General features: G+C 68.3%; 26 protein-coding genes and 1 pseudogene. 7 read left to right on the top strand and 20 right to left on the bottom strand.

The window, feature by feature from the left end; genetic code table 11:
- Positions 1-68: 68 nt before the first annotated feature.
- A complete protein-coding gene (locus N5K27_RS14630) occupies positions 69-623 on the bottom strand; it encodes a hypothetical protein (RefSeq protein ID WP_087841311.1) in 555 nt (184 codons plus the stop codon).
- A complete protein-coding gene (locus N5K27_RS14625) occupies positions 623-2,398 on the bottom strand; it encodes a hypothetical protein (RefSeq protein ID WP_132980102.1) in 1,776 nt (591 codons plus the stop codon). Before N5K27_RS14625 ends, N5K27_RS14630 begins: the two co-directional genes overlap by 1 nt.
- A 103-nt stretch (positions 2,399-2,501) precedes the next feature.
- Here N5K27_RS14625 and N5K27_RS14620 point away from each other — a divergent pair, with 103 nt between their 5' ends.
- Complete coding sequence (locus N5K27_RS14620; protein WP_087841309.1) at positions 2,502-2,816, top strand: DUF962 domain-containing protein; 315 nt, start codon at positions 2,502-2,504, stop codon at positions 2,814-2,816.
- Between the two features lie 28 nt (positions 2,817-2,844).
- Here the strand turns inward: N5K27_RS14620 and N5K27_RS14615 are convergent, their stop codons facing one another.
- Genes N5K27_RS14615 through N5K27_RS14595 form a run of 5 tightly spaced genes read right to left on the bottom strand, consistent with a single transcriptional unit; the run spans position 2,845 to position 8,017 of the window.
- Positions 2,845-4,203 (bottom strand): amidase family protein, encoded by a 1,359-nt coding sequence (locus N5K27_RS14615; protein ID WP_087841308.1) that lies wholly within the window; start codon positions 4,201-4,203, stop codon positions 2,845-2,847.
- Positions 4,196-5,134, bottom strand: coding sequence for an alpha/beta fold hydrolase (locus tag N5K27_RS14610; RefSeq protein ID WP_132980105.1), 939 nt, complete (start codon positions 5,132-5,134; stop codon positions 4,196-4,198). Before N5K27_RS14610 ends, N5K27_RS14615 begins: the two co-directional genes overlap by 8 nt.
- Before the next feature lie 19 nt (positions 5,135-5,153).
- Entirely contained in the window at positions 5,154-6,458 is a 1,305-nt protein-coding gene (locus N5K27_RS14605; RefSeq protein WP_087841306.1) for a TRAP transporter large permease, read from the bottom strand.
- Positions 6,459-6,471: 13 nt separating this feature from the next.
- Complete coding sequence (locus tag N5K27_RS14600; protein ID WP_217896334.1) at positions 6,472-6,963, bottom strand: TRAP transporter small permease; 492 nt, start codon at positions 6,961-6,963, stop codon at positions 6,472-6,474.
- Positions 6,964-6,982: 19 nt separating this feature from the next.
- A complete protein-coding gene (locus N5K27_RS14595) occupies positions 6,983-8,017 on the bottom strand; it encodes a TRAP transporter substrate-binding protein (protein ID WP_207958666.1) in 1,035 nt (344 codons plus the stop codon).
- 176 nt (positions 8,018-8,193) lie between these two features.
- Between N5K27_RS14595 and N5K27_RS14590 the strand changes: the two genes are divergently transcribed.
- Both N5K27_RS14590 and N5K27_RS14585 read left to right on the top strand, forming a co-directional pair.
- The gene (locus N5K27_RS14590; protein WP_207958667.1) at positions 8,194-9,003 is read left to right on the top strand and encodes an IclR family transcriptional regulator; all 810 of its coding nucleotides are present in this window, start codon (positions 8,194-8,196) and stop codon (positions 9,001-9,003) included.
- Positions 9,000-9,809: an aspartate dehydrogenase gene (locus N5K27_RS14585; protein ID WP_087841304.1), complete on the top strand. Its 810-nt coding sequence runs from the start codon at positions 9,000-9,002 to the stop codon at positions 9,807-9,809. The genes N5K27_RS14590 and N5K27_RS14585 overlap by 4 nt, the downstream gene beginning before the upstream one ends.
- A 55-nt stretch (positions 9,810-9,864) precedes the next feature.
- Here N5K27_RS14585 and N5K27_RS14580 read toward each other — a convergent pair whose 3' ends face one another.
- From N5K27_RS14580 to N5K27_RS14560, 5 genes are read right to left on the bottom strand one after another with little or no spacing between them, the layout of a single operon-like run.
- Positions 9,865-10,257, bottom strand: a complete 393-nt coding sequence (locus tag N5K27_RS14580; RefSeq protein WP_087841303.1) for a RidA family protein — start codon at positions 10,255-10,257, stop codon at positions 9,865-9,867.
- Between the two features lie 31 nt (positions 10,258-10,288).
- Positions 10,289-10,828: a hypothetical protein gene (locus N5K27_RS14575; RefSeq protein ID WP_279817269.1), complete on the bottom strand. Its 540-nt coding sequence runs from the start codon at positions 10,826-10,828 to the stop codon at positions 10,289-10,291.
- A 13-nt stretch (positions 10,829-10,841) separates the two neighbouring features.
- Positions 10,842-12,089, bottom strand: a complete 1,248-nt coding sequence (locus tag N5K27_RS14570) for an aconitase family protein (RefSeq protein WP_165963231.1) — start codon at positions 12,087-12,089, stop codon at positions 10,842-10,844.
- Between the two features lie 32 nt (positions 12,090-12,121).
- Positions 12,122-12,736 carry an RraA family protein gene (locus tag N5K27_RS14565; RefSeq protein WP_165963232.1) on the bottom strand — a complete coding sequence of 205 codons (615 nt, stop codon included), beginning with the start codon at positions 12,734-12,736 and terminating at the stop codon, positions 12,122-12,124.
- 14 nt (positions 12,737-12,750) lie between these two features.
- The gene (locus tag N5K27_RS14560; protein ID WP_279817266.1) at positions 12,751-13,731 is read right to left on the bottom strand and encodes a tripartite tricarboxylate transporter substrate binding protein; all 981 of its coding nucleotides are present in this window, start codon (positions 13,729-13,731) and stop codon (positions 12,751-12,753) included.
- A 197-nt stretch (positions 13,732-13,928) separates the two neighbouring features.
- Here N5K27_RS14560 and N5K27_RS14555 point away from each other — a divergent pair, with 197 nt between their 5' ends.
- The gene (locus N5K27_RS14555) at positions 13,929-14,636 is read left to right on the top strand and encodes a GntR family transcriptional regulator (RefSeq protein WP_176400844.1); all 708 of its coding nucleotides are present in this window, start codon (positions 13,929-13,931) and stop codon (positions 14,634-14,636) included.
- Here the strand turns inward: N5K27_RS14555 and N5K27_RS14550 are convergent.
- Complete coding sequence (locus tag N5K27_RS14550; RefSeq protein WP_087841297.1) at positions 14,628-14,846, bottom strand: DUF3820 family protein; 219 nt, start codon at positions 14,844-14,846, stop codon at positions 14,628-14,630. The genes N5K27_RS14555 and N5K27_RS14550 overlap by 9 nt on opposite strands.
- A 151-nt stretch (positions 14,847-14,997) precedes the next feature.
- Here N5K27_RS14550 and N5K27_RS14545 point away from each other — a divergent pair, with 151 nt between their 5' ends.
- On the top strand, positions 14,998-16,698 hold the full coding sequence (locus tag N5K27_RS14545; RefSeq protein ID WP_279817263.1) for an amidohydrolase: 1,701 nt from the start codon (positions 14,998-15,000) through the stop codon (positions 16,696-16,698).
- Between the two features lie 10 nt (positions 16,699-16,708).
- On the opposite strand, the gene N5K27_RS14540 is transcribed toward N5K27_RS14545, so the two are convergent.
- Positions 16,709-17,878 carry a zinc-dependent alcohol dehydrogenase gene (locus N5K27_RS14540; RefSeq protein ID WP_087841296.1) on the bottom strand — a complete coding sequence of 390 codons (1,170 nt, stop codon included), beginning with the start codon at positions 17,876-17,878 and terminating at the stop codon, positions 16,709-16,711.
- Positions 17,879-17,967: 89 nt separating this feature from the next.
- On the opposite strand from N5K27_RS14540, the gene N5K27_RS14535 reads away from it, so the two are divergent.
- Positions 17,968-18,972, top strand: coding sequence for a GlxA family transcriptional regulator (locus N5K27_RS14535; protein ID WP_087841295.1), 1,005 nt, complete (start codon positions 17,968-17,970; stop codon positions 18,970-18,972).
- Here the strand turns inward: N5K27_RS14535 and N5K27_RS14530 are convergent.
- The 3 genes from N5K27_RS14530 to N5K27_RS14520 are packed head-to-tail and all read right to left on the bottom strand — an operon-like array spanning position 18,969 to position 21,344.
- Positions 18,969-20,144, bottom strand: a complete 1,176-nt coding sequence (locus N5K27_RS14530; protein WP_087841294.1) for a 4-hydroxybenzoate 3-monooxygenase — start codon at positions 20,142-20,144, stop codon at positions 18,969-18,971. The genes N5K27_RS14535 and N5K27_RS14530 overlap by 4 nt on opposite strands.
- Complete coding sequence (locus tag N5K27_RS14525) at positions 20,141-20,980, bottom strand: class III extradiol dioxygenase family protein (RefSeq protein ID WP_087841293.1); 840 nt, start codon at positions 20,978-20,980, stop codon at positions 20,141-20,143. The genes N5K27_RS14530 and N5K27_RS14525 overlap by 4 nt, the downstream gene beginning before the upstream one ends.
- A 1-nt stretch (position 20,981) precedes the next feature.
- Positions 20,982-21,344, bottom strand: coding sequence for a protocatechuate 3,4-dioxygenase (locus N5K27_RS14520; protein ID WP_279817260.1), 363 nt, complete (start codon positions 21,342-21,344; stop codon positions 20,982-20,984).
- A 143-nt stretch (positions 21,345-21,487) separates the two neighbouring features.
- Between N5K27_RS14520 and N5K27_RS14515 the strand changes: the two genes are divergently transcribed.
- Positions 21,488-22,027, top strand: coding sequence for a MarR family transcriptional regulator (locus N5K27_RS14515; protein WP_087841291.1), 540 nt, complete (start codon positions 21,488-21,490; stop codon positions 22,025-22,027).
- 23 nt (positions 22,028-22,050) lie between these two features.
- On the opposite strand, the gene N5K27_RS14510 is transcribed toward N5K27_RS14515, so the two are convergent.
- From N5K27_RS14510 to N5K27_RS14500, 3 genes and pseudogenes are all read right to left on the bottom strand, one after another.
- Positions 22,051-23,055 (bottom strand): tripartite tricarboxylate transporter substrate binding protein, encoded by a 1,005-nt coding sequence (locus N5K27_RS14510; RefSeq protein ID WP_087841290.1) that lies wholly within the window; start codon positions 23,053-23,055, stop codon positions 22,051-22,053.
- Positions 23,056-23,109: 54 nt separating this feature from the next.
- Positions 23,110-24,165: an aromatic ring-hydroxylating dioxygenase subunit alpha gene (locus N5K27_RS14505; RefSeq protein ID WP_176400843.1), complete on the bottom strand. Its 1,056-nt coding sequence runs from the start codon at positions 24,163-24,165 to the stop codon at positions 23,110-23,112.
- A 139-nt stretch (positions 24,166-24,304) separates the two neighbouring features.
- Positions 24,305-24,509, bottom strand: a pseudogene (locus N5K27_RS14500) (S-(hydroxymethyl)glutathione dehydrogenase); the annotation flags it as partial.

Here is a 24,509-nt window from a genome sequence, read left to right as displayed (position 1 = left end):
CGGCCGGCCGGGCATGGCGCCCGGCCGGTGCGCGGGATGGCGGCGCGGACGCGCCGCCCGGGACCGGGCTATTGCGCGGTACCGCCGGAGCGGGTTTCCTGCGCCGGCAGCACGACGAAGTCGCCCTGGTCGGGCGCGGACTGCTTGCGGTTCCGGGTGGCCGCCTGGCCGGCGTCCAGGCGCACCGAGAAGGCACTGTGCCGTCCGTTGGCCGTGACGTAGACGTTCAGGTAGTGCACCCCGGTGCCCAACACCGTGACGGGCACCTCGACGACGGCGCGCCGCTGGGCATCCAGCGGGACGACCGTGGGCGACGCCGCATCCACGCGCAGCGCGCCTTCGACGCCGTACTTCAGTTCCACCTGGGTCACCCCCGGCGATCCGCGCAGCGACAGACCAACGGAAGCGGGGCCCGTGGCCAGCGGCGCCGACGGCGCCCGGACCGAGACGGCGACGAGGTCGCCGGGCTTGCCTGGACGCGCCACGAAGGCGTTGGCGCCGGTGGCCGGAGCCGTCGCCGCGGGCGCTTGCCGGGCTTCATGGGCGCAGGCGGGAAGAATGGGAAGAGCGGCCGCCAGCAGGATGGCCAGGCGGGCGGCGGCGATGTTCAGAGGCGGGCGCATTACAGGGCTCCTGCGGAAGTACGTTCGAGACTCACCTGGTAGCAGACACGGGTGTTGGCGGGGACCGGGGCGGGGCCGGGGTCGGGGGCGGCGCTGTCCTCGTCGTCGTCGCCACCGTTGGTCAGCGCGGTATCCACCAGGAAGGCGGTGTAGGTGCCGGCTTCGAGCGTGCTTTCGACCGCGTCGTCGTCCTCCTGGATCTTCACACCCTGGCGGGACAGCCACAAGTGGGCCTTGGTTACCAAAGCCGGGGGCGAGACGAGGGTCGCGCTCAGCCGGTAGGTGCCCGCGCTGGGCACTTCGAGCCGCAGGAAGCGACCCTGGTCCAGCTTGTTGTATTCCCCGCCCAGCAGGTTGGATACGCATACCTGCTGCGTGGCCGCGGGGGCGCCGGCGGCGGGCGCATCGAAGCGGACATAGGGTTTGGCGACTTCCGGCGGCACGGTCGGAATCGTGTAGGACGCGGGGCCGCCCCAATCGTCCAGCTCGTCCAGCGTGGGCGTGCCGACCGAGGTCAGCAGCGCGTTCACCTTGCCGATCACGGTGCTGTCGGTGAGGTGTTTGGCCAGGGCGGTGCCGAACGGGAAGATGCTGGTGAAGGCCGGCGTGCGCTTCTGCTCGTTGCGGAGGATGGAGATCGTGGTCTCGAAGCCGCCGGGCTGCTGCGCGAGCTGGTAGATGAAGTACTGCATTGCCGATTCGTTGTACCAGGCGGCATCGTCGGGCGGAGCCGGCGGTGCGCTGACGTCGAGGTAGAAGCTGTCCTGCTGCTTCTTGCCCGAGGTGTCGACGTAGAAGGGATCGTTGCGCACGATGCCGGCCAGCCCGTTGCCCCAGCCTTCGCCCCAGGCCACGCGCATGTCGAGCTTGTCGCCGGCGCCGTGCGAGCCGCCCACGGAGTCCGAGCGCGAGATCCGGCCTTCGAAGTAGTGGCCCCATTCATGGACCAGCACGCCGGTGTCGTACTCGTCGGTGTCGACGTCTTCCTTGCCCAGGATGTAGAGGCCGGGAGCGGGGCCTTCGGAATTGAAGTGGCTGGTGCCGATGTCGCCGTTCTTCGGCTCGCCCTCGGCAGGCCCGTTGTTCTCGCTCCAGTAGATGTTCAGGTGGGGGAAGTTGATATCCGGCGCGATGGCCAGGAAGCGCTGCATGGCGCCGTAGGCCTGGTCCAGCACGGAGAAGGGCGCGGCCGCGCGGGCGCCGGCGTAGCTGCCCGCGGTGTTGCTGCCGCTCCAGCCCGACGCCGCGTGCAGGTCGAGGACCATGCTTTCCTGGGGCACGGACAGCGCCTTGCTTTCCATGGCATAGATGGGCGCGTTGGTGGGAACCGCCGTGTAGCCCGGCTTGGTGTTGTCGCGTATCGCCACGCTCCAGGCGCCTTCCTTGCTTTCGCGCAACAGGCGCGCCTGCACCCGGATCTTGACCTCGCGGCCCGGAGGCAGCACGAGGGAATACCTGCCCTGGGCGTCGGTCACGGTGCTGCCCAGGATCTCGGCTCCGCTGAAGGCTTCCACCACGGCGCCGCGCACCGGCAGCGCACGGGTCTTGGCGTAGTCCAGTCCCTGGGACTTGACCGCCGGCACGAAGTCGTAGGTGACCATGCCGGATACCTTGCCGGCCTCGGGAGCCGGCTTGGCGCCGCTGCCGCCACCGCAGGCGGCCAGCATGGCCGACAACAGCATCACGGCCACTGCCGCCCGGCCCCGGCGCATGCCATGATTGCCGGACCGGACCGAGGGCATGGTCGCTTGCCCCTTTTCGGCGAGTATTCTCATCGGTGTGATTCCCCCACGGGATGGATGTTTGGTTACACGATGATACACGGGGGATCGCAAGAAAGGCGCTACCCAGTCATGGGTATTTGCGGGAGGACGGGACATGCGCGAAGCCGCGCGGCGTTATCGCAATTTCGATGAGTTCTACGGGTTTTACCTGGGGGAACACGCGCATCCCGTATCCCGGCGCCTGCACGTCGCGGGTACGGGCCTGGCCCTGCTGCTGGTATTGCTGGCGGCCGGGCTGCGCCAGCCCTGGCTGCTCGTGGCCGCGCTGGCCTGCGGGTACGGCCTGGCCTGGACCGGGCATTTCTTCTTCGAGAAGAACCGCCCCGCCACGTTCACCCATCCCTGGTGGTCGCTGCGGGGCGATTTCCGGCTGCTGGCCGAGACGTTGGCCGGCCGCCGGAAGTGGTGAGGCGAGCCCCTTTGGGCGTGAACAGGTCCTAGGCCGCCAATTCGCGCTCGACGGCAAGGCCGAGCGCCAGCAGGGCTTCGTCGCGGCCGGTCGCCATCGCCAGGCTCATGCCGGCGGGCAGGCCGGCGCCGTCGGTGCCGCAGGGCAGGGCGAGCGTGGGCATGTCCAGATAGCTGCCTATCATGGTGTTGCGCAGCACGCGCGCATTGCATTGCGCGAACCAGGCCGGATCGGCCGCCAGCGCCGCGATGGGCGGGGCCGCCATGGGCACGGTGGGAAACAGCAGCGCCTCGCCGGGAGCGAGGGCCGTGGCCAAGGCCGACACCAGCAGCGGCCGGTTGTCGCGCAGGGCCTGCCGGCTTGGCGCCGGGATGGCCTGGCCCAGCCGCAGCCGCTGCACGATGCGGGCGTCGACCCGCGCGAGCGCCGCCGGATCGTCCAGCAGTTCGCGGTGTACGGCGGCCGCCTCGATGCCCACCAGCGTGCCGAACGTGGCGAACAGGTAATGGGTCAGGTCCAGCGCGGGGACCGACCGGCGTTCGACGGTGAAGCCGCGCCGGGACAGGCGCTCGGCCGCGGCCTCGAACGCGGCGGCCACGCCCGGTTCGAGCTCGCTCATGACGATGCCCGAGGGAATCACCAGCCGCGCGGCGGGGCGGTCGGCGCTCGTCCGCAGGACCGGCGCGCGGCCCAGCAGGGCATCGTCGATCAGGCAGGCATCGGCCACGGTCCGCACCAGGGGGCCGATGCTGTCGAGCGAAGGCGCCAGCGGAAAGACGTCGCGTTGATCGTAGCGGGCCGAACTGGGCTTCCAGCCGACCAGCCCGTTCAGGGCCGCCGGTACCCGGATCGAACCCGAGGTGTCGGTGCCCATGGCGCAGGGGACGACCTGGCGGGCAACGGCCACGGCCGATCCCGACGAGGAGCCGCCCGGGATGCGCGGGACCGAAGCGTCGTGCGGGTTGGGCGGCGTACCGAAATGCAGGTTGATGCCCAGTCCCGAGAAAGCGAATTCGCTCAGGTTGGTCTTGCCCACGCTGACCATGCCGGCGGCCGAGAGCGCGCGCACGGCGGGCGCATCGGCCGTGGCGGGCGCCGCCCGCCGGCGCGTGTCCGACGCGCAGGTGGTGACGGTGCCCGCCATGTCGAACAGGTCCTTCCAGGCCAGGGGCACGCCGTCCAGCGGCCCCAGGGGCCGGCCTTCGCGCCAGCGCGCCTGGCTGGCGCGGGCCTCTTCCATGGCGCGCTCTTCCAGCAGCGTGATGAAGACCGCGTCCATGCCGGGGCCGCGTGCCTGGTCCAGCGCCTGGCGCGCGACGTCCACCGGATCCAGGCTGCCCTGGGCGTAGCCCTGGGCCAGCGCGGCGATTCCCCGTGCGTCAGTCATGATGCTCCTTCGTGTTCCGGACATGTCCGGCCAGCCAGTTGGCGATGACGGCGGCCGCTTCGATCTCGTGGCCGGCGTACCAATGGTTGCCGCCCAGCACCGCGGACGAGAACGATAGCGCGGATGTCGCGTGGCTGCGCAGCAGTTCGATCGCGCCCCGGACTCCGGCGGTCCCGACGATCTCGCCTTCGGAACCGTACAGCGACAGGATCGGCGCCGTTATCGTCGAAAGATCCCGGAAGGCCTGCGGCGAGCGGCGATCGTGGAAGTCGAAGGTATCGGCGGGCCGGCCTTCCTCGAAGCGGTCCAGCAGGGTCTGCGCGGAAATGCGCTGCCGCAGCAGGCCCAGGACGCAGTCCTCTCCCATCAGCGTGCGGCCCTGGCCGGCGTCCACCCATTGCCGCGCCTGGGCCAGGAAGGCCGCGGCCTTTTCCTCGCCATGCAGGGCGAAGAAGGCGCCGCGCAGGTCGGCGGCCGAGGCCAGCACCAGCCCGCGCACGCGCGCGTCGCCGGTCGCCGCGGCATAGCGCAGGATTTTCGAGGCGCCCAGCGAATGGCCCATCAGGACGATGGGGCCGGCGTGCGACCTGGCCGCGAAGTCCATCCACGCGGCCAGGTCGGGAATGCAGTCGTCGAAATACTCGAACGCCGAGCCGGTCAGCCTGTAGACCGGTTCGGCGCCGACCCGCGACATGGCGATGTTCCCGTGGCCGCTGCATCCGATGGACAGCAGGTGGACGCCGGCCAGGTCGGGGCTTTGCAGGAAATCGAAGGTGAAACTGGTGTCGAAGTTGCCGCTCAGGCCGTGCAGGCTGATCAGCACGGGGGCGTCCGCCGCGGGGGCGGGCGCGAGGAATCCGGTCAGTTCGACCTGCTGGGTGGTGCGCACGCGCACCAGTCGGCCGCTGCGCGGCTCAGTCTTCATGGTCATGGGTACGTCTACTACGCGTTCAGCGCGCCATGTCGGGAAGGAACAGCACCAGGCTGGGGAAGGCGATCAGGAGGCCTATGCGCAGCAGGTCCACGATGATGAAGGGCGTGACACCCTTGTAGATGGTCCAGATGTCGGTGCGCTTGGACAGGCCCTTGATCACGAACACGTTCAGCCCGAAGGGCGGGGTGATGAGGCCCAGCTCCACGCACATGGTCACGATCACGCCGAACCAGATCGGATCGAAGCCCAGCTGCATCACGATGGGATAGACCAGGGGCACGATCAGGATGACCACTGCCAGGGCATCGATCAGGCAGCCCAGCACCAGCATGATGCCGATGATCACGAGCAGCGTGCCATAGCGGCCCAGGTTGGCGTCGATGAGCAGTTGCGCCGCCTTCTGCGGCGTCTCGGTCACGGCCAGGAAGTAGCCGAACAGCACGGCGCCCGCCATGATCAGCAGGATGGCCGCGCCCATGCGGACGCTTTCCGCCAGTGACGAGAACAGCGTCTTCCAGGACAGGCGCCGGCCCAGCGCGACGATGGCGATGGCGCCGGCGGCGCCCACGGCACCGGCCTCGGTGGGCGTGAACAGGCCGCCATAGATGCCGCCGATGACGAACAGGATGAGCAGCATGATGGGACCGAGCCGCGTCAGGCTGGACAGGCGTTCGCGCATCGCGGCCTGCTGGCCTGCCGGCGCATCCTGCGGGCGCACGGCCAGCCACACCTTGACCACCAGCATGTACATGGCGATGGCGATGATGCCCGGTATGACGCCGGCCATGAACAACAGGCCCACGCTTTGCTGGGTCAGCAAGCCGTAGACGGCCAGCGCGATCGAGGGCGGGATCAGCACGCCCAGCGTGCCGCCGGCCGCGATCACGCCGGTGGCCAGGCGTTCCGAATAGCCGTGCTTTTTCATCTCGGGCAGGGCGACCCGCGTCATGGTGGCGGCGGTGGCGGCCGACGAGCCGCAGATGGCGGCGAAGCCGCCGCACGAGGCCACGGTGGCCACGGCCAGGCCGCCGCGGAAGTTGCCCAGCCAGAGCTGCGCGGCGCGGAACAGTTCCCCGCTCATGCCCGAGGCCACGGCCACCGTGCCCATCAGGATGAACAGCGGCACCAGCCCCATGGTGTAGTCGGAGAAGGTGGAAATGACGGAGTGCGACAGCAGTTTGAAGGCGGGCTCGAAGCCGGTCATCAGGCCGAAGCCCAGGATGCCGGAGGCGCCCATGGCCAGGCCGATGGGGACGCGCAGCAGGCAGAGCAGCAGCAGGGAGCCGAAGCCGATGAGGATGGCGAGATTGGGGCCGATCATGGTGTGCGTCCGTTCAGACCGTGGCGTCCGGATGGCCGTCGTGGGCCTCCGGCTCGGGGGGAGCGATGACCTGCTGGAGCAGGATGAAGAAGCAGGCCAGGGTGCCGAGCCAGGCGGCGGTGTAGAAGCCCCAGACCGGCAGTTCCAGGTCCACGGTCAGCAGCCCCGCTTCGAAGACGTCGACGACCTTGGTGCCCAGGGCGTAGGAGAAGCCGCCGACGATGCACAGGCACAGCGCGGCGCCGATGCGGGTCAGTACGCGCTTGGCGCGCGGCCCCAGCGCGCTCCAGAAGATGTCGAGCTGGATGTGGTCGTCATGGCGGAAGGCCGCCGCGATGCCCCAGCACACCACCACGCTCAGGAGCAGGCGCGAGATCTCGTACTCGTCCGGAAGCGGGTAGGCGAAGAGGTAGCGCGTGGCCACCGATGCGGACGTGAGTATCGCCATGCACAGCAGCAGGACCGACGGCACGAACTCGAGGAAGGCAAGCAGACGTTGTTTCATGGCGATGCCCGTCGGACGGTCAGTAGGCGGCGTTGTATTTCTTCAGCGTGTCCTGCAGTTCGCCGAACACCTTGGCGCCGTCGACGCGGTTCTTCTTGACGCTGTTTTCCCATTCGCCGCGGACCTTGGCGGCCATGGCCTTCCATTCGCCGACCTTGGCGTCCGAGATCGTATAGACCGTGTGGCCCGGCTTCTTCAGCAGCGCGGCCCGGCCTTCCTGTTCCCAGTTGTACCAGGGCATGGGCAGGCGCTCGGCCCAGTCGGCGTTGCAGTGGTTGTCGATGACCTTCTTCTGGTCGGCCGACAGCTTGCCGTACGACGACTTGTTCATCAGGATCGCCGTGCCCAGCGAATAGAAGTTCATGTCGAGGTGATAGGTCAACGCGCGGTCCGCGCCCAGGGCCTGCAGCAGGTTCCAGGGGAACGAGATCGCGTCCACCACGCCGCGCTCGACGGCTTCGGCCGCGTCGGACGCCGACAGCTGGACGGGCGAGGCGCCGGACAGGCGGTAGAAGTTGGCCGCCATGACGTTCGGGGAACGGATCTTCAGGCCGGCCAGGTCGGTGGGGCTTTCGATGCGCTTCTTGGAATGGATGGTGCCGCCGCCGTCATAGAACATGGTGCAGACCTTGACGTCGGCCATCTCTTTCTTGGCGTAGGGCTGGTACCACTCGTACAGCGCCCGCGAACCCTTGGCGGTGTCGGACACCAGGAAGGGCATCTCGGCGGCGGTGACGATGGGGAAGCGGCCCGGCTCGATACCCACCAGGTAGAAGGCCAGGTCGGCGATGCCGTCGCGGGCCAGGTTGTAGTGGTCCTTGGCGGGGCCCAGTTGCTGCGCGGGGAATACCTGGATCGCGATGCTGCCGCCCGAGTCCTTTTCGATCGACTGCGCCCAGGGAACCAGCACGCCGTAGTGCAGGGGGTTGGTGGTGGGCAGGTTGTGCGACAGCCGCAGGCTGACTTTCTTGTCGGCGGCGTGGGCCGGACCGGCCAGGACGGCGGCTGCCATGGCGGCGGCCACGAGCGGCTTCAAAGCATGGTTCTTACGCATGGAGTTCCCCCTTGCACTGGGTCGATGAAAGGAAGCCGGCCCGGGTCCGGCAAAAAAAGTTCCGTTTTTCGGAACTAATCTATCGTTATATGGAACATAATGCAGGTTGGCACGTAATTTCGTCAAGGCGTTTTCATTGCGGGCAAAATTTCGCCTGGCTCACGTTGGGAGGAGATGTGGAAGAAGAGTCGTCGAAGAACCGGTTCCTGCTGGAACGGCAGATGCAGGTGATCGAACTGGTCGCGCGCCATCCCGCCGGGCTGGCGTTCGGCGAGATACAGGCGGCGCTGGACATGCCCAAGGGCACGCTGCACCGGATGCTGGCCGGTTTGTGCCGCGCCGGCTGCCTGGACGCCGAACCGCCGTTCGAGGCGGAGGCGGGCAACGCGCGCCGCACCTATCTCCTGGGCGGGCGCATGCGCCGGCTGCTGGGAACGGCGATTTCGCCCGACCAGATGGCGGCGGTCGCCCATACCGTGCTCTACGGCCTGGTCGAGCAGTTCCAGGAGACGGCTTTCCTGAGCATGCTGCGCGGCAATCGCATCGAGAGCATCGTCATGGCCACGCCGCCCAAGGACTGGCACGGCTACGTCAACCCGGGTCACGTCATGCCGCCCCATGCGGCGGCCTCGGCCAAGGCCATCCTGGCGTTTCGCGACGAACGGGAATGGGAGGCGCTGCTGGACGAGCCGCTGCCCGCGCTGACGGATCGCACGATCACTTCGCCGCAGCAGTTGCGGGACGAATTGCGGCGGGTTCGCAAGACCGGCATCGCCTATTGCCGGGAGGAGATCGACCGCGGGCTGGTGGCGGTGGCCGCGCCCATACCGCTTTCCCAGGTCGGCGTGATGTTCTCGGTGTCCATTGTCGGGCCTTCGCAGCGCATGCAGGGCTACGACGACGAGAAAATGAAGCGCGCCCTGCTCGATGCCGCCAGCAAGCTCGCGGCGATTTTTTCCAAACAGATGAACGCGGACCTCAAATGACCCGACCCACCATAGCCGTGATCGGACTGGGCGGGATTGCCCGCGGCCTGCTGGATGCCCTGGCCGGCGATGCCTGCGCCGACGTGCGCAATGTCGTCGTGCGCGCGGGCAAGGAAGGCGAGGCGGCGGCATCGTTGCCGCCTTCGATCGAACCGGTTGGCGACATCGCGTCGCTGGCAAGGGAAGTCGACCTGGTGATCGAGGCGGCGGGCCAGGGCGCCGTGGCGCAATACGGCGCCGACGTGCTGCGCAGCGGCCGGCATTTCGCGCTGGTCTCGGCCGGCGCGCTGGCCGACGACGGCCTGCTGCGGACGTTGAAGGAGGAAGCGGCCAGGACCGGCCGCCGGCTGCACCTGATCAGCGGCGCCATCGGCGGCCTGGACGCGCTGGCCACGGCCCGCGCCGCCGGCCCGGTCGAGGTCCGCTATACCGGTATCAAGCCGCCGCGCGCCTGGCTGGGCACCCCGGCGGAACAGGCCTGCGATCTACATGCCTTGGCCGGACCGGCCGTCGTGTTCGAAGGCAGCGCCCGCGAGGTGGCGCGGCGCTATCCGCGGAATGCCAACGTGGCGGCCACGGTCGCCCTCGCGGGAGCCGGGCTGGACGCCACCCGGGTCACGCTGGTCGCGGATCCCGCCGCCACGCGCAACAGCCACCGGATCGAGGCGCGCGGCGTGCTGGGCGAGTTCCGCTTCGATACGCAGGCCGAACCGTCCGCCGCCAATCCGAAGACCTCGGCCAGCACCGCCTGCAGCATCCTGGCCTACCTGAAGGGCGGCCCCAACGCGCTCGCGCTGCAAGGCTGAGGGCGGCTGGCCGTCCGCCTCGCGGGCCGCCAGCGCCTGGTTCGCGAACCGCGGATCAGGCCTCGCGGTAGAAGCAGAACTCGATTTCCACCGTGGCGTTCAGCGGCAGGGCCACGACGCCCATGGCGGTGCGCGCGGGCGGGGTCGTGCCTTCGGGGAAATAGCCTTCCCAGACGCGGTTGATCTCGGCGAACTGGTCGAAGCGGGTGGTGAAGATGCGCGCGATGACGAGCTGGTCCAGGGCCAGTCCGTATTCGGGCAGGGCGCCCAGCATGTTGCGCATGATCTTGTCCGTTTCCGCGGCGACGCCGCCGCTTTCCAGCTGGCCGCTCTGGGCATCGAGCGCGATCATGCCGGCCAGCTGGTAATAGGGGCCGGCCTGGATGCAGGGGGTGTAGCGGAAGCGTGGCTTGGGCAGCGTCTTGGCGTAGTGGGCTTGCAAGGGCATGGTGGCGGGCCTCGAAGGAAAGGCCCGTAGTCTACTCCGCGTAGGGCCGGCCGAGTTCGGGATGCGCGCGCAGATGGGCCTGCAGGGCGCCGCGCATGCCGCCGTTGCCGATCATGGCGCGTATCTCGGGTGCCAGCGGCGGGTAGCGGTGGACCTGGCCGGTGGCGCATCGCGTGACGGTGCCGTTGGCGTAGTCCACTTCGATCTCTTCCCCGTCGGACAGCACGTCCACGATGCCGCTGCAGGACGCGAGCGCGGGCACGGCCAGCGCCACCACGCCCTGGAAGGCGCGCACCGACATGGACTCGCACAGGATGCCCAGGCCCAGCGCCTTCATGGCGATGATGCCGGTGTTGTGCGCCTTGCCGGCCAGGAAGTTGCGGCCGGCGACGATCAGGTCGCCGGGACGGATGCGGCCGGCCAGGCCCGGATCGAGTTCGGCGAAGAGATGCGGGATCAGTTCGCCGGGATTGGCGTTGCGCGAGAGCACGATGTCGAACGCCATGACCGCGCCGTCGTGGGGAACGTCATGGCCCAGCACATGGGCGGTGCCGCGTTGTATCCAGTTCATCGATGGGAACTCCTCAATGCGCCGGGCGCGGATCGGCGATCCGGCCGGCGATGGCGGACGCCGCCACGGTAAGCGGGCTGCCCAGGTAGCAATAGGCGTCCTTCGCGCCCATGCGGCCCTGGCCATTGGTGGCTGCGGTCGAGATCGATACTTCCCCGGAAGCCAGGGGACCGCCGGCGCCGCCGGCACAGGGGCCGCAGCCGGGGGGGAGCAGGATGGCCCCGGCGTCCAGGAAGCGTTGGGTCAGGCCGTCGCGCGCCATGCGCTTGGCCGTTTCGACGGTGCCCGGCACGACGATGAAGCGCACCCCGTTCGCCACCCGGTGGCCGGCAAGCACCTCGGCGGCGGCCTGGAAGTCCTCGTACATGCCCGATCCGCAGGATCCCAGGTAGGCCTGATCGATCGCGACACCCACGGTATCCCCGACCGGGACCGCTCGATCGGGCGAGCCCGGCAGCGCCACCTGCGGCGCCAGGCGCGAGACGTCCAGCGCGAGCGTATGTTCGAAGCGGGCGTCGGCATCGCTTTCCAGCCAGCTGCCGTCGCGGGGCGCGCCCAGCGGCGACATGGGCGGAAACACGATGTTGAGCACGCCGATCTCGGTCAAGGTATTGCACAGCGCGACCCGTCCCGACAGCGGCAAGCGATCGCAGTACGAACCGCCGAACTCCACCACGCGATAGTCGAATTCGACACCCAGTTCTCCCGAGGCCAGCCGATGGGCCAGCCAGAAACCGACGTCGCGGGGATGCACGCCGGGCGGCGGCTGGCCTTCCAGCGTGACGCGCAGCGTGTGCGGCACGACGGTCCAGGTCGTGCCCGTGGCCAGCACCGATACCACGTTGGGCCCGGCGCGCATCGCGAATGCGCCGATGGCGCCGAAGTTCGTGCAGTGCATGTCGTAGGCGAAGAGGAACATGCCGGGCCTGACCAGGCCGTTTTCCATGGGAAAGAGGTGGCCGTGCCCGCCCTGGCCGGCATCGTGGAAGTGGCCGATGCGCCATTCCCCGGCAATGCGCCGATTGGAGCGACCGCGCAGGATCGAGGCCGGAGTGGTGTAGACGACCTGGTGGTCGGTGACGAAGACCACCCGCTCCGGATGCGTGACGCGGCGATAGCCGATGTCGTGCAACTGCTTGTAGGCGGTTTCGACATAGCCATCGTGCAGGATGACCAGTTCCGGCTCGGGCAGCACGATGTCGCCCGGCCGGACCGAAGTCTTGCCGCTGGCGCGGGCCAGCATCTTTTCAACGAGAGTCATGCCCATGTGGGAGCTTCCATGCTTGGGGCCGGTCACGGACGGCCGCTGACGGCCTGCGCGTACGGGATACCGGCCCGAACCCGCGCATCGGCATCGCGTTCGAAGGCCAGGCGGGCGGCCAGGCGTTCGGCGAAGATATCGAAATATTGCTGCCCGATGACGACGACACCGTCATCATCGGCGCAGACGAGATCGCCCGGGCGCACGATCTGGCCGCCGATCGCCACGGGGACCTGGAGTTCGGCCGTTCCGTCCTTGCGGCTGCTGCGCACGGTGCCGCCGCGTGCGAACACCGGGAATCGCAATGCCCGGATCTCGGCCAGGTCGCGCACGCGGCCGTTGGTGACGCAGCCGGCGATGCCCCGCATCTGCGCGGCCAGCGAACCGGTGCCGCCGAGCGCGCAAGTATCCGGATCGCCGCCGGTGTCGATGACCAGTACGGAACCGGGCGGAGCCAGGTCGAGCGCCTGGTTCGCCGATCCGCTGCGGTGCGGTGGTGCGCTCACGGTGTATGCCGGGCCGATGCAGACCGTGCCCGGCACTTGCGTGCCGATGACCGGGTCCAGGTCGCCGCGGCGGCCCAGGGCTTCATAGGCCGCGGCCGCGGAGGCGCCGGCCAGCAGGCTCGCGAGTTGTTCCACGCTCATTCCCATGGCCTTCCTCAGTCGAGTTGGATCTTCACTTCCTTGGCGACGCGCGCCCACTTGCCTCGCTCCGCATCGATGAAGCGGGCGAACTGCTCGGGCGTGTTGGCCATGGGCAGGAGCCCCTGTCCGCGCAATTGGCGCACCACGCCCGGCTCGGCAAGAATGGCCGCGATGGCCGTGTGCAGCGTGTCGATGATGGCGACAGGCGTGCCCGCGGGCGCCATGAAGCCGTTCCAGTCGAACATCTCGTAGCCCGGCAGCGTCTCGGCCACCACGGGCGTGTCGGGGAATTCCGCCACCCGTTGGTCGCTGGTGAGCGCCAGCGCCCGCAGCTTGCCGGCCTTGACCATGGGCCAGGCCGGAGGCTGTCCGCCGAACGTTAGGGTGACGGCGCCGCTGGCGACGCCGGTCAGGGCTTCGGGCGCCGTCTTGAACGGCACGTGGGTGATGGAGATGCCCGCGAGTGCCTTGAAATATTCCCCCGACATGTGCGAGGCGGTGCCGTTGCCGGCCGATGAGAACGTCAGCTTGCCGGGGTCGGCCTTGGCGGCGGCGATGACGTCGGCGATCGACTTGTAGGGCGACTCGGCGGAAACGACGACCAGCAGGGGCGTGCGGGCCGACAGCATGATGGGCGCGAAGTCCTTGACCGGGTCGTAAGGCAGCTTGCTGTAGACGTTCGGATTGATGGTGAGCGTGCCGATGTGGCCCACCGTCAGCGTGTAGCCGTCCGCGGGGGCCCGGGCGGCGGCGCCCAGGCCTATGGTCCCGCCGGCGCCGGCGCGGTTCTCGACCACGAATGGCTGCCCGAGGCGCTCGCCCAGGTGTTGCGCGACGAGGCGCGTGATGGTGTCGGGCGACGAGCCGGCGCCATGCGGAACGATGATGCGCACGGGGCGGGTCGGATAGGACTGGGCGCTGGCGCCCTGGGGGGCGCAAGCGATGGCGGCGGCCAGGGCCAGCGCCGTGGCCAGGAGCCGGGAGTGCAGCGGCATGGTGTGTCTCCTCGAGGGTTGCAAGGCTGGTTTGCCTTTTTGTATGACAAATTTTGTTATTGTTGGCGAAAATATGCCATGAAACGGGCGTTATTTTCAATAATGTAAGACAATTTAGGTGGATGGCGAGAAAAAAGCCCGGTGCGATAGGCTTGCCTTTGCGTCGCTACAATGCAGATTCCTGCCGCGACCGATCCATGGACCAAAAAATCGTTGCCTTGAACGAGACCGCCGTGCCGGCCGGCGATCCGGCCCGGCAGCAACTGGCCGACCGCCTGCGCGATGCCATCACCGAAGGGGTCTATCTCCCGGGCGACAAGCTGACCGAACGGGAGCTGTGTGAACGTTTTGCCGCCAGCCGCCCATCGATGCGCGAAGCCATCCGGCAACTCGACGGCGAAGGCTTGCTGGAAGTGGCGCCGCATCGCGGGCCTGCCGTGCGGGCGATCGACGAAGCGCAATTCCACGAGCTGCACGAAGTGCGGGTGGCCCTGCAGAAACTGGCGGCGGCATGTTTCGCGACGCGCGGCACGCCCGAGCAGATGGACGCCTTCGCCGTGCGCATCGACGAGTTCGAGCAGGCATTGGTTTCGCGCGACGTGCCGCGCATACGCGCGACCAAGCATCAATTGTTCGAAGCCTTCGTCGCGGGAGCCAGGAACGAACCGCTCGCGGCCTTCATTCGCAAGATCAATGCACGCCTGGGTTTCCTGTGGGCGTCATCGATGAATCATCCGAACCGGCCGGCGGAAAGCGTGGATGAGTTCCACCGTCTTCTGGACGCGATACGCGAACGCGACCCCGAAGCCGCGCAGGCGGCCATCGTGCTTCAGAACCAGCGTGCCCGCGCGGTTGGATTGCATGCGCTCGAGCTGTTCCAGAAGCGTCGCCGCGCATCATCGTGACCGCTGGCGCAGCGGCGCCAGCAGCGGCGACAGCCCGTTGTGATCGATTTCGTGCATCAGCGCCAGCAGGCGCCCCAGTTCGCCGGGCGGGAATCCCTTGCGGGCGAACCAGGCCAGGTAGGGACCGGGCAGGTCGGCGATCAGCCTGTCCTTGTACTTGCCGTAGGGCATGGCGACCGTTACCAGGCGTTGCAGATCTTCGGGGTTCATGAATGAGAGGGGGGGTGTCCTGGTGGACCACGCCCGCATTGTGCACGAAGCGCGGGCTCTGTGACATGCGCCGCCATGGCGGATAAGTATTTGACATTTAAAGATTATCGGGATCACACTGGCGCCTTCCGACGACGAGGGAGGGCGGGCCATGGAAGCGATGGTTGGCGGGACTTGGGGACGGGGCGTGGTCGTGGCGGCGGCGGTGGGGCTGCTGGCCGCATGCGCGGCACGCGGACCGGGCGGCGCAGCGCCGGCGGAGGCCGCGGATGCGGTCTTCGTCAACGGCAAGGTCGCCACGGTGGATGCCGGCTCTTCCATTGTCCAGGCTTTCGCCGTGCGCCAAGGGCGATTCGTCGCGGTGGGGGCGAACGAGCGCATCATGGCCTACGCGGGGCCCGCCACGCAGGTGATCGACCTGCGCGGCCGCACGGTCGTTCCGGGCCTGGCGGATTCCCATCTGCACGCCGTGGGCGGCGGTCCCGGCATCGATCTGTCCGCCACGCGTTCGATCGCCGAGCTGTGCGCCAAGGTGGCCGAGGCGGCCAAGGGCGCCAAGCCGGGCGAGGTGCTGGTGTCCAACAGCGACTGGCACGAAGCGCAACTCAAGGAGCAGCGCCTGCCTACCGCGGACGAGCTGGAGGCAGCGGCGCCCGGCGTGCCGGTGATCCTGGTGCGCGGCGGCCACAGCTATTTCCTCAACAACACGGCGCTGGCCAGGTACGGCATCACGCCCGCGACCCCGGTGCCGCCGGGCGGCGCGATTCCGCGCAACGCCGCCGGGCGGCTGACCGGCGAGCTGACCGATACGGCCAAGCGTCTCGCGCCGCTGCCGCCTCCGCCGCCGATGACGCTGGCCGTGCTCGAGGCACAGCAGAAGAAGCTGAACGAATACGGCCTGACCAGCATACGGATACCGGGCACGAACGTGGCGGCGTATCGCCAGTTCCAGCAACTGCGCGACAGCGGCAAGGCCACGGTCCGCTACAGCATTCTGTTCCGCCCGAAGGACCTGGCCGATTTCCGGTCCAGTATCGTCGGGGCCGGCATCCGGCAGGGGGAAGGCGACGAGTGGGTCAAGGTCTGGGGCATCAAGATCAGCGTGGACGGCGGATTCGAGGGCGGCTACATGACCCGGCCCTACGAAGGGGAGATGGGCAAGGGTGGCACCTACTACGGCTTGCAGACCATTCCGCAGGCGACGTTCAACGAATACGTGGCCGGCATCAACCAGGCCGGCTGGCGCGTGGCGGTGCACGCGGTGGGCGATGCCGCCGTGGACGAGGTGCTGCAAGGCTACGAACGGGCCCATGTCCAGCGCGACATCCGCGCGCAGGGCTGGACCATCGAGCACGCCTTCATCACCCGCCCCGACCAGTATCCGCGCATCCGGGCGATGAATCTCAGGATGTCGGTGCAGGACCATCTCTATCTGGCCGCGCCCGTGCTCAGGCGGTATTGGGGCATGGACCGCGCCTCGCAGGTCACGCCGCTCAAGACCTACATGGAGCAGGGCTTCATGCTGGCGGGTGGCACCGATTCGCCGGTGATTCCGGTCAATCCGTTCTGGGCCATGTACCACTTCCTGACGCGGGACACGATCTCCGACGGCGTCTACGGCGCCGACCAGGCCGTGCCTTCGCGCGACGCCGTGCTCAGGCTGATGACGATCAACAACGCGCGCCTGACCGACGAACAGGACATCAAGGGGTCGATCGAACCCGGCAAGCTGGCCGACTTCGTCGTGCTGTCGGCCGACTATCTCAGCATCCCGGCGGCCGAGGTGCAGCGGTTGAAGGCGCTGGCGACCTACGTGGGCGGCAGGCAGGTGTACCGGGCCGAGTCGTTCTGAAGCGGGGTGATCACGGTTTCAGGACCACCTTCACGCAGCCGTCCTCCTTGTCGCGGAAGATCTCGTACATGTCCGGCCCGTCCTCCAGCGCCTCGCTGTGGGTGATGACGAAAGAGGGGTCGATCCGGCCCTCGGCGATGAGTTCGAGCAGGGCCTGGCTCCAGCGCTGGACGTGGGTCTGGCCCATGCGCCAGGTCAGTCCCTTGTTCATCGAGGCGCCGAACGGAATCTTGTCGATCAGCCCGCCGTAGACGCCGGGAATGGACAGCACGCCGGCCGGGCGGCAGACGTAGATCATTTCCCGCAGCACGTGGGGGCGGTCGCTTTCCAGCATCACCGCCTGCTTGGCCCGGTCGTACATGGCGTCCAGCGACCGGGCGGCGTGCGATTCCAGGCCCACCGCGTCTATGCACTTCTCCGGCCCCTTGCCGCCGGTCAGGTCGCGCAGGCGTTCGACCACGCTTTCCTGGTCGAAGTCGATGGGGATGGCGCCGGCCTGGGCCACCATGGCCAGGCGCTCGGGCACGTGATCGATGACCACCACCTGGCGGGCGCCTTGCAGCTGGGCGCTGCGCATGGCCATCAGTCCCACCGGGCCGGCTCCCCAGATGGCGACCGTGTCGGTGGGCTGGATGTCGCACTGGGCCGCCGCCTGCCAGCCGGTGGGAAGAATGTCGCCCAGGAACAGCACCTGTTCGTCCGGCAGGCCGGCGGGCACCTTGATGTGGGTGGAATCGGCGTGCGGCACGCGCACGTATTCGGCCTGCCCGCCGGCGTAGCCGCCCGTCAGGTGGGTGTAGCCGAACAGGCCCGCCGTGGAATGGCCGAAGGCCTTGTCGGCCAGCTCCTTGTTGCGATTGGTTCGTTCACACACCGAATAGTTGCCGCGCCGGCATTGCTCGCAGGCGCCGCAGGCAATGGTGAAGGGCACGACCACGCGATCGCCCACCTTCAGGTCGTGTGTGTCCGGTCCCGCCTCGACCACTTCGCCCATGAACTCGTGTCCCATGATGTCGCCGGATTTCATGCCGGGGATGAAGCCGTCGAACAAGTGCAGGTCGGAGCCGCAGATGGCGCAGGCGGAGACCTTGACGATGGCATCGCCCGGTTGCTCGATGCGGGGATCGGGCACGGTCTCGTACCGGATGTCCTTCTTGCCATGCCAGCACAGTGCTTTCATGACGTTCTCCTTCGTCATACGCGCCGGTTGCGCGGGCCTGGGCACGCAGCAAGCGCCGTGCCGCGCGCGTCGCGCACTAAAATCCACGCATGAGCAGCCATTTCCGCGTCCGCCGCATCGATATCGTCGTCTATCCCGGGTTCAAGTCGCTGGAGGCCATCGGTCCGCTGTGCGTGTTCGACTACGCCAACGTGCACCTGCGCAAGCGCGACCTGCCGCCGGCCTATCAGGTCGAGATCGCCGCGCCGCAACCGGGGGCGGTGCAGTCGGACACGCTGATGTCGCTGCACGCCGGCAAGGGACTGGACAGCCGCGATCTGCCCGATACCGCCATCCTGGTGGGGGCGCGCAACATCCAGGAAGCCATGCGGCATTCGTCGGCCATCGTCGACTGGGCGGCGGCGGTCGCGCCCCGCATCGCGCGGTTGGCCGCCCTGTGCTCGGGCAGTTTCTTTCTTGCTGAAGCAGGCCTGCTGGACGGCCGGCGCGCCACCACGCACTGGAGCGTGTCGCGCCTGCTCCAGCAGCGCTATCCGCGTATCGACGTACAGGCCGATGCGATCTATATCCGGCAGGGCAACATCTGGACCTCTGCCGGCGTCACGGCCGGCATAGACCTGGCGCTGGCCCTGGTGGAAGAGGATTGCGGCCGCGATCTCGCCCTGGAGGTCGCGCGCGACATGGTGGTCTACCTGAAGCGCCCGGGCGGGCAATCGCAGTTCAGCATGCACCTGGATAGCCAGACCACCAGCCATCCGGGCATACGCAAGACCCAGGACTGGATCCTGTCCAACCTGCACCAGCCGCTGGCCGTGCCGGAACTGGCCGCTCATGCGGCCATGAGCGTGCGCAATTTCACGCGCGTGTTCGTGCGCGAGACCGGCACCACGCCGCAGGCCTTCGTCGAGACGGCCAGGGTGGACCTGGTACGCCGGCTGCTCGAGGACGCGGCCCTGCCGCTCAAGACCGTGGCCGCGCGGGCCGGCTTCGGCTCGGATGCCCAGTTGCGCAAGGTGTTCCAGCGCCACCTGGGCGTGACGCCCCGCGCCTATCGCGAGCGTTTCGCCAGCGCGGGCGGCAGCAGGGGCGACTAGGCCTCGATCGGCAACCCGGTGAAGTTCTCCGAGAAGGCCCGCCGGCCCGGTTCGGATCCCGTCATGTAGTCCAGGTCGGCCCGCTGCAGGCGCCGGGCGAAGTCGCTCTGCCCCGGAAAGCTGTGCACCATGGTGCACAGGCCCGCCGAGAAGCGATGCACCAGCCACATGCGCCGCAGGCAGGTTTCCGAATAGCTGTCCAGGAGCCGGGCCGAACCTTGCCGGTAATACTCGACCAAGGCGCGGCCCAGTACCCGGATGTCGGCCACGGCGGAGTTCAGCCCCTTGGCGCCGGTGGGCGGAACGATGTGCGCCGCGTCGCCGGCCAGGAACAGGGCGCCGTGGCGCAGCGGCTCGACCTGGAAACTGCGCATGGCGGTCACGCCCTTTTGCACGATGGGGCCTTCGATCAGCGGCGGCATGCCGGGAACGTCCAGGCGTTCGTGCAGCGCGCTCCAGATGCGGTCGTCGGACCAGTTGTCCGGGTCGTCGTCCGGTTCGCATTGCAGGTAGAGGCGGCTGCGCGTGGGAGAGCGGAAGCTCAGCATGGCGAAGCCGGTCTCGTGGCAGCCCCAGGTCACGTCCGGCGCGGCCGGCGGAACCTCGGCCAGGATGCCCAGCCAGCCGAAGGGGTAGACGCGGTCGTAGGTCTTCATCACCGAGGCGGGAATGGCGTCGCGGCAGATGCCGTGAAAGCCGTCGCAGCCGGCGATGAAGTCGCAGCGCACCGGCCTGCCTTCGGGGCCGGCCAGGATCGTGGGGGCGGGGCCTTCCAGGCCCCGGACGGCGGTGACCGGGGTGTCGAAGCGCAGGTCGCCGCCGGCGGCCAGCCGCGCCTCGATCAGGTCGTGGACCACCTCGTGCTGCGGATAGACCATGACCGTGCGGCCGATTTCCCGGGCGAAGTCGATGCGGTGGGAGGCCTGGGCGTAGCGGAAGTCCAGGCTGGTCTGCGGCATGCCCAGGCGCCGCATGCGCTCGCCCAGTCCGACCTGCGCCAAGAGGTCGACGGTTCCTTGTTCCAGCACGCCGGCCCGCAGGCGCCCCTGCACGTGCTCGCGGCTGCGGTTGTCGAACACGATGGACTCGATGCCTTCCCGATGCAACAGGTGGGAGAGCAGGAGTCCTGCGGGGCCGGCGCCGACGATGCCGACCTGGGTGCGTTCGATCATGCCGGCTCCTCGAGGGTGATCAGTCCCATGCCGGTGGTCATGGGAGCGTAGTAGTTGCGATGCACGCGCCGCGCCTGGTTCGACAGCGCGCCGCGCATGACCAGCCACATGATCAGCTCGATGCCTTCGGCGCCATGGCGTTCCATCAGCGTCTGGTGGGTCAGCTCGCACAGGCTGCCGGGGTCGTGTTCGATCCGGTCCAGGAAGTCCTGGTCCCAGTCCTTGTCCATCCTGCCGAAGTGCGGGCCCGTCAATTGATGGGACATGCCGCCGGTGCCCAGGATGACGACGCGCAGGTCGCCGGGATAGGACTCCACGGCCCGCCGTATGGCCTGTCCGAGCCGGTAGCATCGGCGCGCGGTGGGTAGCGGATGCTGCAGGACATTGACGGCCAGCGGCACGGCCGCCACGTTCCACCCGGGGGTGTGCTCGAAGCACAGGTGCATGGGCACCAGGAAGCCGTGCTCGACCCGCATTTCCTGGCAGACCGTCAGGTCGAATTCGTCGTAGACCAGCGATTCGCACAGGTGCTGCGAGAATTCCAGGTGGCCGTCTATGGGCGGGAGCGGGCGCACGCCGAAGCCTTCGTCGGCGATGTCGTAGCGGTCGGCCGCGCCCACGGCGAAGGTGGGATACTTGTCGAAGAAGAAATCGGCGCCGTGGTCGTTGTAGACCATGATGGCCACGTCGGGCTTGAGTTCCTCCAGCCACTCGCGCACCGGGACATAGGCGTCGAACAGGGGACGCCAGGCCGGCGTGGCCTGCTTGCCGCGGTCGTAGGCCGCGCCGATGGAGGGCACGTGAGAGGTGCCTATGCCTGCGATGATGCGTCCCATGTCAGACCGCTCCCTTGTCGTTGCGGGTGGTCAGGAAGTCCTCGTAGCTTTCCCCGCGCATCCGCGCGCCCATGACATACAGGCCGTTGCCGGTGACCACGCCCAGCTTGAGCAGGAAATAGATGTTGGCGCCGGCGTCGAGCAGGCCGGTGAAATCGCGCGCACGTATCAGCGCCTTCTGCTCGTCGGACAGGCCGAAGCGCGTCATGTACGCCTCTTCATCCGCCCGGTAGGCGTCGCGGTCGGCGGCTTCGCTGAGCGAGTTGCAAAGCTTGTTGATGCGGTATCCCTTCCATGAAAGCCGCAGGTCGAAGACGTGCGAGTCGGCGATCGGCCGTGTCCGGTCGCGTTGGGGAAGTGCCATGGGCGATGCTCCTTGGGTAGAGGGAAAACGGCCAGGGCCGCGCCGGCGCGCGGCGTTGCGGCTGCTGTGCTTTTTGTGGAGAATGACTCTAGCTTTCATGTCCTTGATTGTTCTAATCAACCGCCGTCGGCGCAGGAGCGGCCATGTCCTTCGAGCAGCCCGCCAATTGCGAGGAACTCCTGAATTACCGGATCGCCAGGCTGCTGTCGGTCAGCGGGGCGCTGGTGATCCGGTTGTGCGAGGGCCGCTACGGCATCAGCCGGCGGGAATGGCGCCTGATCGCGATGCTGGCCGACTACGGCACGATGGCGCCTTCCGAGCTGGCCGAGCGCGCGCATACCGACCGGCCCCTGGTGTCCCGCGCCATCAGCGACCTGGTCGCCAAGGGGCTGGTGTCGCGGATCGGCCGCAGCAGCGACAGGCATCGCGTCGCCATCGAACTGACCGACAAGGGCAGGGCCCTGCATGCCGAACTTTTTCCCATCACCGCCGACATCAACGGCCGTATCCTCAAGGCGCTGCCACCGGAGGCAATCCAGGCGCTCGATGGCATGCTGGACGTCCTGACCGACACGGCCACGCGGCTCAACCAGGACTATCCGCTGAAGGAAAAGGCCGACCGCCGCAACGGCGGGAGCCGCCAGTTGGCTTCGTCCAGGCCGGACCTGGCGGACATCTGGTAGGCGGATGTTCCCGCGCGCCGGCGTCAATTGTTCGACGTCGCGCCCGACGCCTTGATCAGGCGTGCCCACTTCGCGATCTCGGCCTGCTGGAAGCGGCCCAACTGCTCCGGCGACGAAGCCGAGACCGTGAGGCCGTCCTGCACGAATGCGGCCCGCGTGGCGGGCTTGCCCATGGCGCGCGCGATTTCCTGGTTCAGCTTGAGCACGATGTCGGCCGGCGTGCCCTTGGGCGCGAACACCGAGAACCACAGCACGATCTCGTAGTCGGGCACGCCGGCCTCGATCATGGTCGGCAGTTCGGGCGCGGCGGGCGAGCGTTCGCGGCTGGTCACGGCCAGCGCCCGCAGCTTGCCCGAGCGCACGATGGGCATGCCGATGGCGACCGAGTCGAACAGGATGTCGGCATGGCCGCCCATGACGTCGCTGACCGCCTGCGCCGGACCGCGCGCGGGGATGTGGACCATGTCTATGCCCGCCAGCGACTTGAACAGGTCGCCCGACATGTGCCCGGAGGTGCCGATGCCCTGGGAGACGAAGTTGAGCGAACCGGGCTTGCGCCTGGCCAGCTGTATCAGTTCCTGCACGCTGTGCGCCGGCACCGAGGGATGCACCATGAGGACATTGGGCACCGTCGCCAGCAGGCTGACGGGCTCGAAGTCGCGCACCGCGTCGTAGGGCAGGTTGGCGAGCAGGGTGACGTTGATGGCGTGGGTCGCATGGGTGCCCAGCAGGATCGTGTAGCCGTCGGCCGGCGCCTTGGCCACCAGGTCGGCGCCTATGGTGCCTCCCGCGCCGGGCTTGTTCTCGACGATGACCGGCTGCTGCCAGGCCTCCTGCAGGTCGTGCGCCACGCTGCGCGCCAGCTTGTCGGTCAGTCCGCCGGGCGTGAAGGGGACGATGAAGCGGATGGGCCGGCTGGGATAGCCGTCGGCGGCGCCGGCACAGGCCTGCGTCGCCGCCAGGGCGAGCGCCAGGCCCGCCAGCAGTGACGAGGCACGAAGGAAACGAGGGTGCGGACGGTGGGACATGGTGGCCTCCTTGGCGGCACGCAAGCGGGTGGACGGGCAGGGGATGGGCTGGCGTCAGGACGCCGTCGAAGTGGCCGGGGCGGCGGCCGCCGAGTCGGCGGCTGCCATCTTCTCGATCATGCGGCGGGCACGGCTGGGGCCCGCGTCGATGCGCAGCCACGCCAGCTGCCGCACGCCGGTGGCATCCTGTTCGCGCTGCATGGCGGACACGATGACGTTGTCTTCTTCGAAGGTGCGGCCCATGTCGCGTATCAAGCGCTGGTCGAGTTCCTTGTCGTCCACGCCGAAGTTGCGCACGTGCAGCCAGAAGAAATGCGTGGCCGCATCCGTTTCGGGCGTCAGGAACTTGTAGCTGAACGCGCGCAGGCCGCGGTCCATGTTGGCTTCCGTGTGTTCCTGGCCGGCCTGCATCGTCACCACGTCCACGCGCGAGGTGCAGGGCGGGAAGAAGTGGTAGTACTGGCAGCGATCGGCCGGTCCGCTGAAGCTGGCGTTCCTGCGGTCGAGAGGGGGCGGCTCGGCATCGAGTGTCCAGCGGTAGGTCACGATGTGGCCCTCGCTTTCCTCGATGACGGGAAGTATGTCGCTCGATGCCGGATTGCCGATGGTGCCTGGATGGACGTAGGTCGTGTGCGCGGGGTCCTGGAGGTTCTCGACGATGTTCAGGTAGTGCGAGCGATGGTATTGGGGCTCGCCCCGGATGACCGTCCAGCCCGGCGTGCCATAGCGCTCGATGACGGGGATGAGCCGGGGGTCGGCGCGTTGCGCGTCTCCCATCCAGATCCAGGCGGCGCCGTATCTTTCCGTGATGGGAAAACTGCGGACCCGCGCGGCGGGCGGCACGTTCTCCTGGCCCGGGACGTGCACGCAAGCTCCGGTGCCGTCATAGCGCAGGCCGTGATAGCCGCATTGCAGCGTGTCGTCCACCACGCTGCCCAGCGACAGGGGGACGAGGCGGTGCGCGCAGCGGTCCAGCAGGGCGGCGAGCCGGCCGTCGCGCCGGCGGAAGGCCACGACGGGTTCGTCCAGTACCCGCCGGGCGAAGGGCCCGGTGCCGATTTCTGCGGTCCAGCCCAGTACGTACCAGGCATTGCGAACGACGTGCTCCACGGACGAATCTCCTTGAACCGGACCGCCACGGCGTGGCGGCTTCGATGCGGGAGACTCTATCGGCGGGGAAGTGAATTGTTCTATACAACGACGGGCGGGGGTTTTCCCGCCCGTCGCCGCGCCGGGCCGAGGGCCTGGGTCAGTACAGCACGACCGAGCGTATCGACTGTCCGCTCTTCATGAGGTCGAATCCCTCGTTGATGCGTTCGAGGGGCAGGGTGTGGGTGATGAGCTCGTCGATCCTGATCTTGCCGTCCATGTACCAGTCGACGATGGTAGGCACGTCGGTGCGTCCGCGGGCGCCGCCGAAGGCCGAGCCTTTCCATTCCCGGCCGGTGACCAGC

Source organism: Pigmentiphaga sp. GD03639 (assembly GCF_029845405.1).
In the GTDB taxonomy this organism is placed as follows: Bacteria; Pseudomonadota; Gammaproteobacteria; order Burkholderiales; family Burkholderiaceae_B; genus Pigmentiphaga; species Pigmentiphaga daeguensis.
This window is presented reverse-complemented; position numbering and strand designations above follow the sequence as displayed.

Bases quoted from the DNA above. Each gene is read 5' to 3' on its own strand.
- N5K27_RS14630 (WP_087841311.1), bottom strand. From the start codon at position 623: ATGCGCCCGCCTCTGAACATCGCCGCCGCCCGCCTGGCCATCCTGCTG.
- N5K27_RS14625 (WP_132980102.1), bottom strand. From the start codon at position 2,398: ATGAGAATACTCGCCGAAAAGGGGCAAGCGACCATGCCCTCGGTCCGG.
- N5K27_RS14620 (WP_087841309.1), top strand. From the start codon at position 2,502: ATGCGCGAAGCCGCGCGGCGTTATCGCAATTTCGATGAGTTCTACGGG.
- N5K27_RS14615 (WP_087841308.1), bottom strand. From the start codon at position 4,203: ATGACTGACGCACGGGGAATCGCCGCGCTGGCCCAGGGCTACGCCCAG.
- N5K27_RS14610 (WP_132980105.1), bottom strand. From the start codon at position 5,134: ATGACCATGAAGACTGAGCCGCGCAGCGGCCGACTGGTGCGCGTGCGC.
- N5K27_RS14605 (WP_087841306.1), bottom strand. From the start codon at position 6,458: ATGATCGGCCCCAATCTCGCCATCCTCATCGGCTTCGGCTCCCTGCTG.
- N5K27_RS14600 (WP_217896334.1), bottom strand. From the start codon at position 6,963: ATGAAACAACGTCTGCTTGCCTTCCTCGAGTTCGTGCCGTCGGTCCTG.
- N5K27_RS14595 (WP_207958666.1), bottom strand. From the start codon at position 8,017: ATGCGTAAGAACCATGCTTTGAAGCCGCTCGTGGCCGCCGCCATGGCA.
- N5K27_RS14585 (WP_087841304.1), top strand. From the start codon at position 9,000: ATGACCCGACCCACCATAGCCGTGATCGGACTGGGCGGGATTGCCCGC.
- N5K27_RS14580 (WP_087841303.1), bottom strand. From the start codon at position 10,257: ATGCCCTTGCAAGCCCACTACGCCAAGACGCTGCCCAAGCCACGCTTC.
- N5K27_RS14575 (WP_279817269.1), bottom strand. From the start codon at position 10,828: ATGAACTGGATACAACGCGGCACCGCCCATGTGCTGGGCCATGACGTT.
- N5K27_RS14570 (WP_165963231.1), bottom strand. From the start codon at position 12,089: ATGACTCTCGTTGAAAAGATGCTGGCCCGCGCCAGCGGCAAGACTTCG.
- N5K27_RS14565 (WP_165963232.1), bottom strand. From the start codon at position 12,736: ATGAGCGTGGAACAACTCGCGAGCCTGCTGGCCGGCGCCTCCGCGGCC.
- N5K27_RS14560 (WP_279817266.1), bottom strand. From the start codon at position 13,731: ATGCCGCTGCACTCCCGGCTCCTGGCCACGGCGCTGGCCCTGGCCGCC.
- N5K27_RS14555 (WP_176400844.1), top strand. From the start codon at position 13,929: ATGGACCAAAAAATCGTTGCCTTGAACGAGACCGCCGTGCCGGCCGGC.
- N5K27_RS14550 (WP_087841297.1), bottom strand. From the start codon at position 14,846: ATGAACCCCGAAGATCTGCAACGCCTGGTAACGGTCGCCATGCCCTAC.
- N5K27_RS14545 (WP_279817263.1), top strand. From the start codon at position 14,998: ATGGAAGCGATGGTTGGCGGGACTTGGGGACGGGGCGTGGTCGTGGCG.
- N5K27_RS14540 (WP_087841296.1), bottom strand. From the start codon at position 17,878: ATGAAAGCACTGTGCTGGCATGGCAAGAAGGACATCCGGTACGAGACC.
- N5K27_RS14535 (WP_087841295.1), top strand. From the start codon at position 17,968: ATGAGCAGCCATTTCCGCGTCCGCCGCATCGATATCGTCGTCTATCCC.
- N5K27_RS14530 (WP_087841294.1), bottom strand. From the start codon at position 20,144: ATGATCGAACGCACCCAGGTCGGCATCGTCGGCGCCGGCCCCGCAGGA.
- N5K27_RS14525 (WP_087841293.1), bottom strand. From the start codon at position 20,980: ATGGGACGCATCATCGCAGGCATAGGCACCTCTCACGTGCCCTCCATC.
- N5K27_RS14520 (WP_279817260.1), bottom strand. From the start codon at position 21,344: ATGGCACTTCCCCAACGCGACCGGACACGGCCGATCGCCGACTCGCAC.
- N5K27_RS14515 (WP_087841291.1), top strand. From the start codon at position 21,488: ATGTCCTTCGAGCAGCCCGCCAATTGCGAGGAACTCCTGAATTACCGG.
- N5K27_RS14510 (WP_087841290.1), bottom strand. From the start codon at position 23,055: ATGTCCCACCGTCCGCACCCTCGTTTCCTTCGTGCCTCGTCACTGCTG.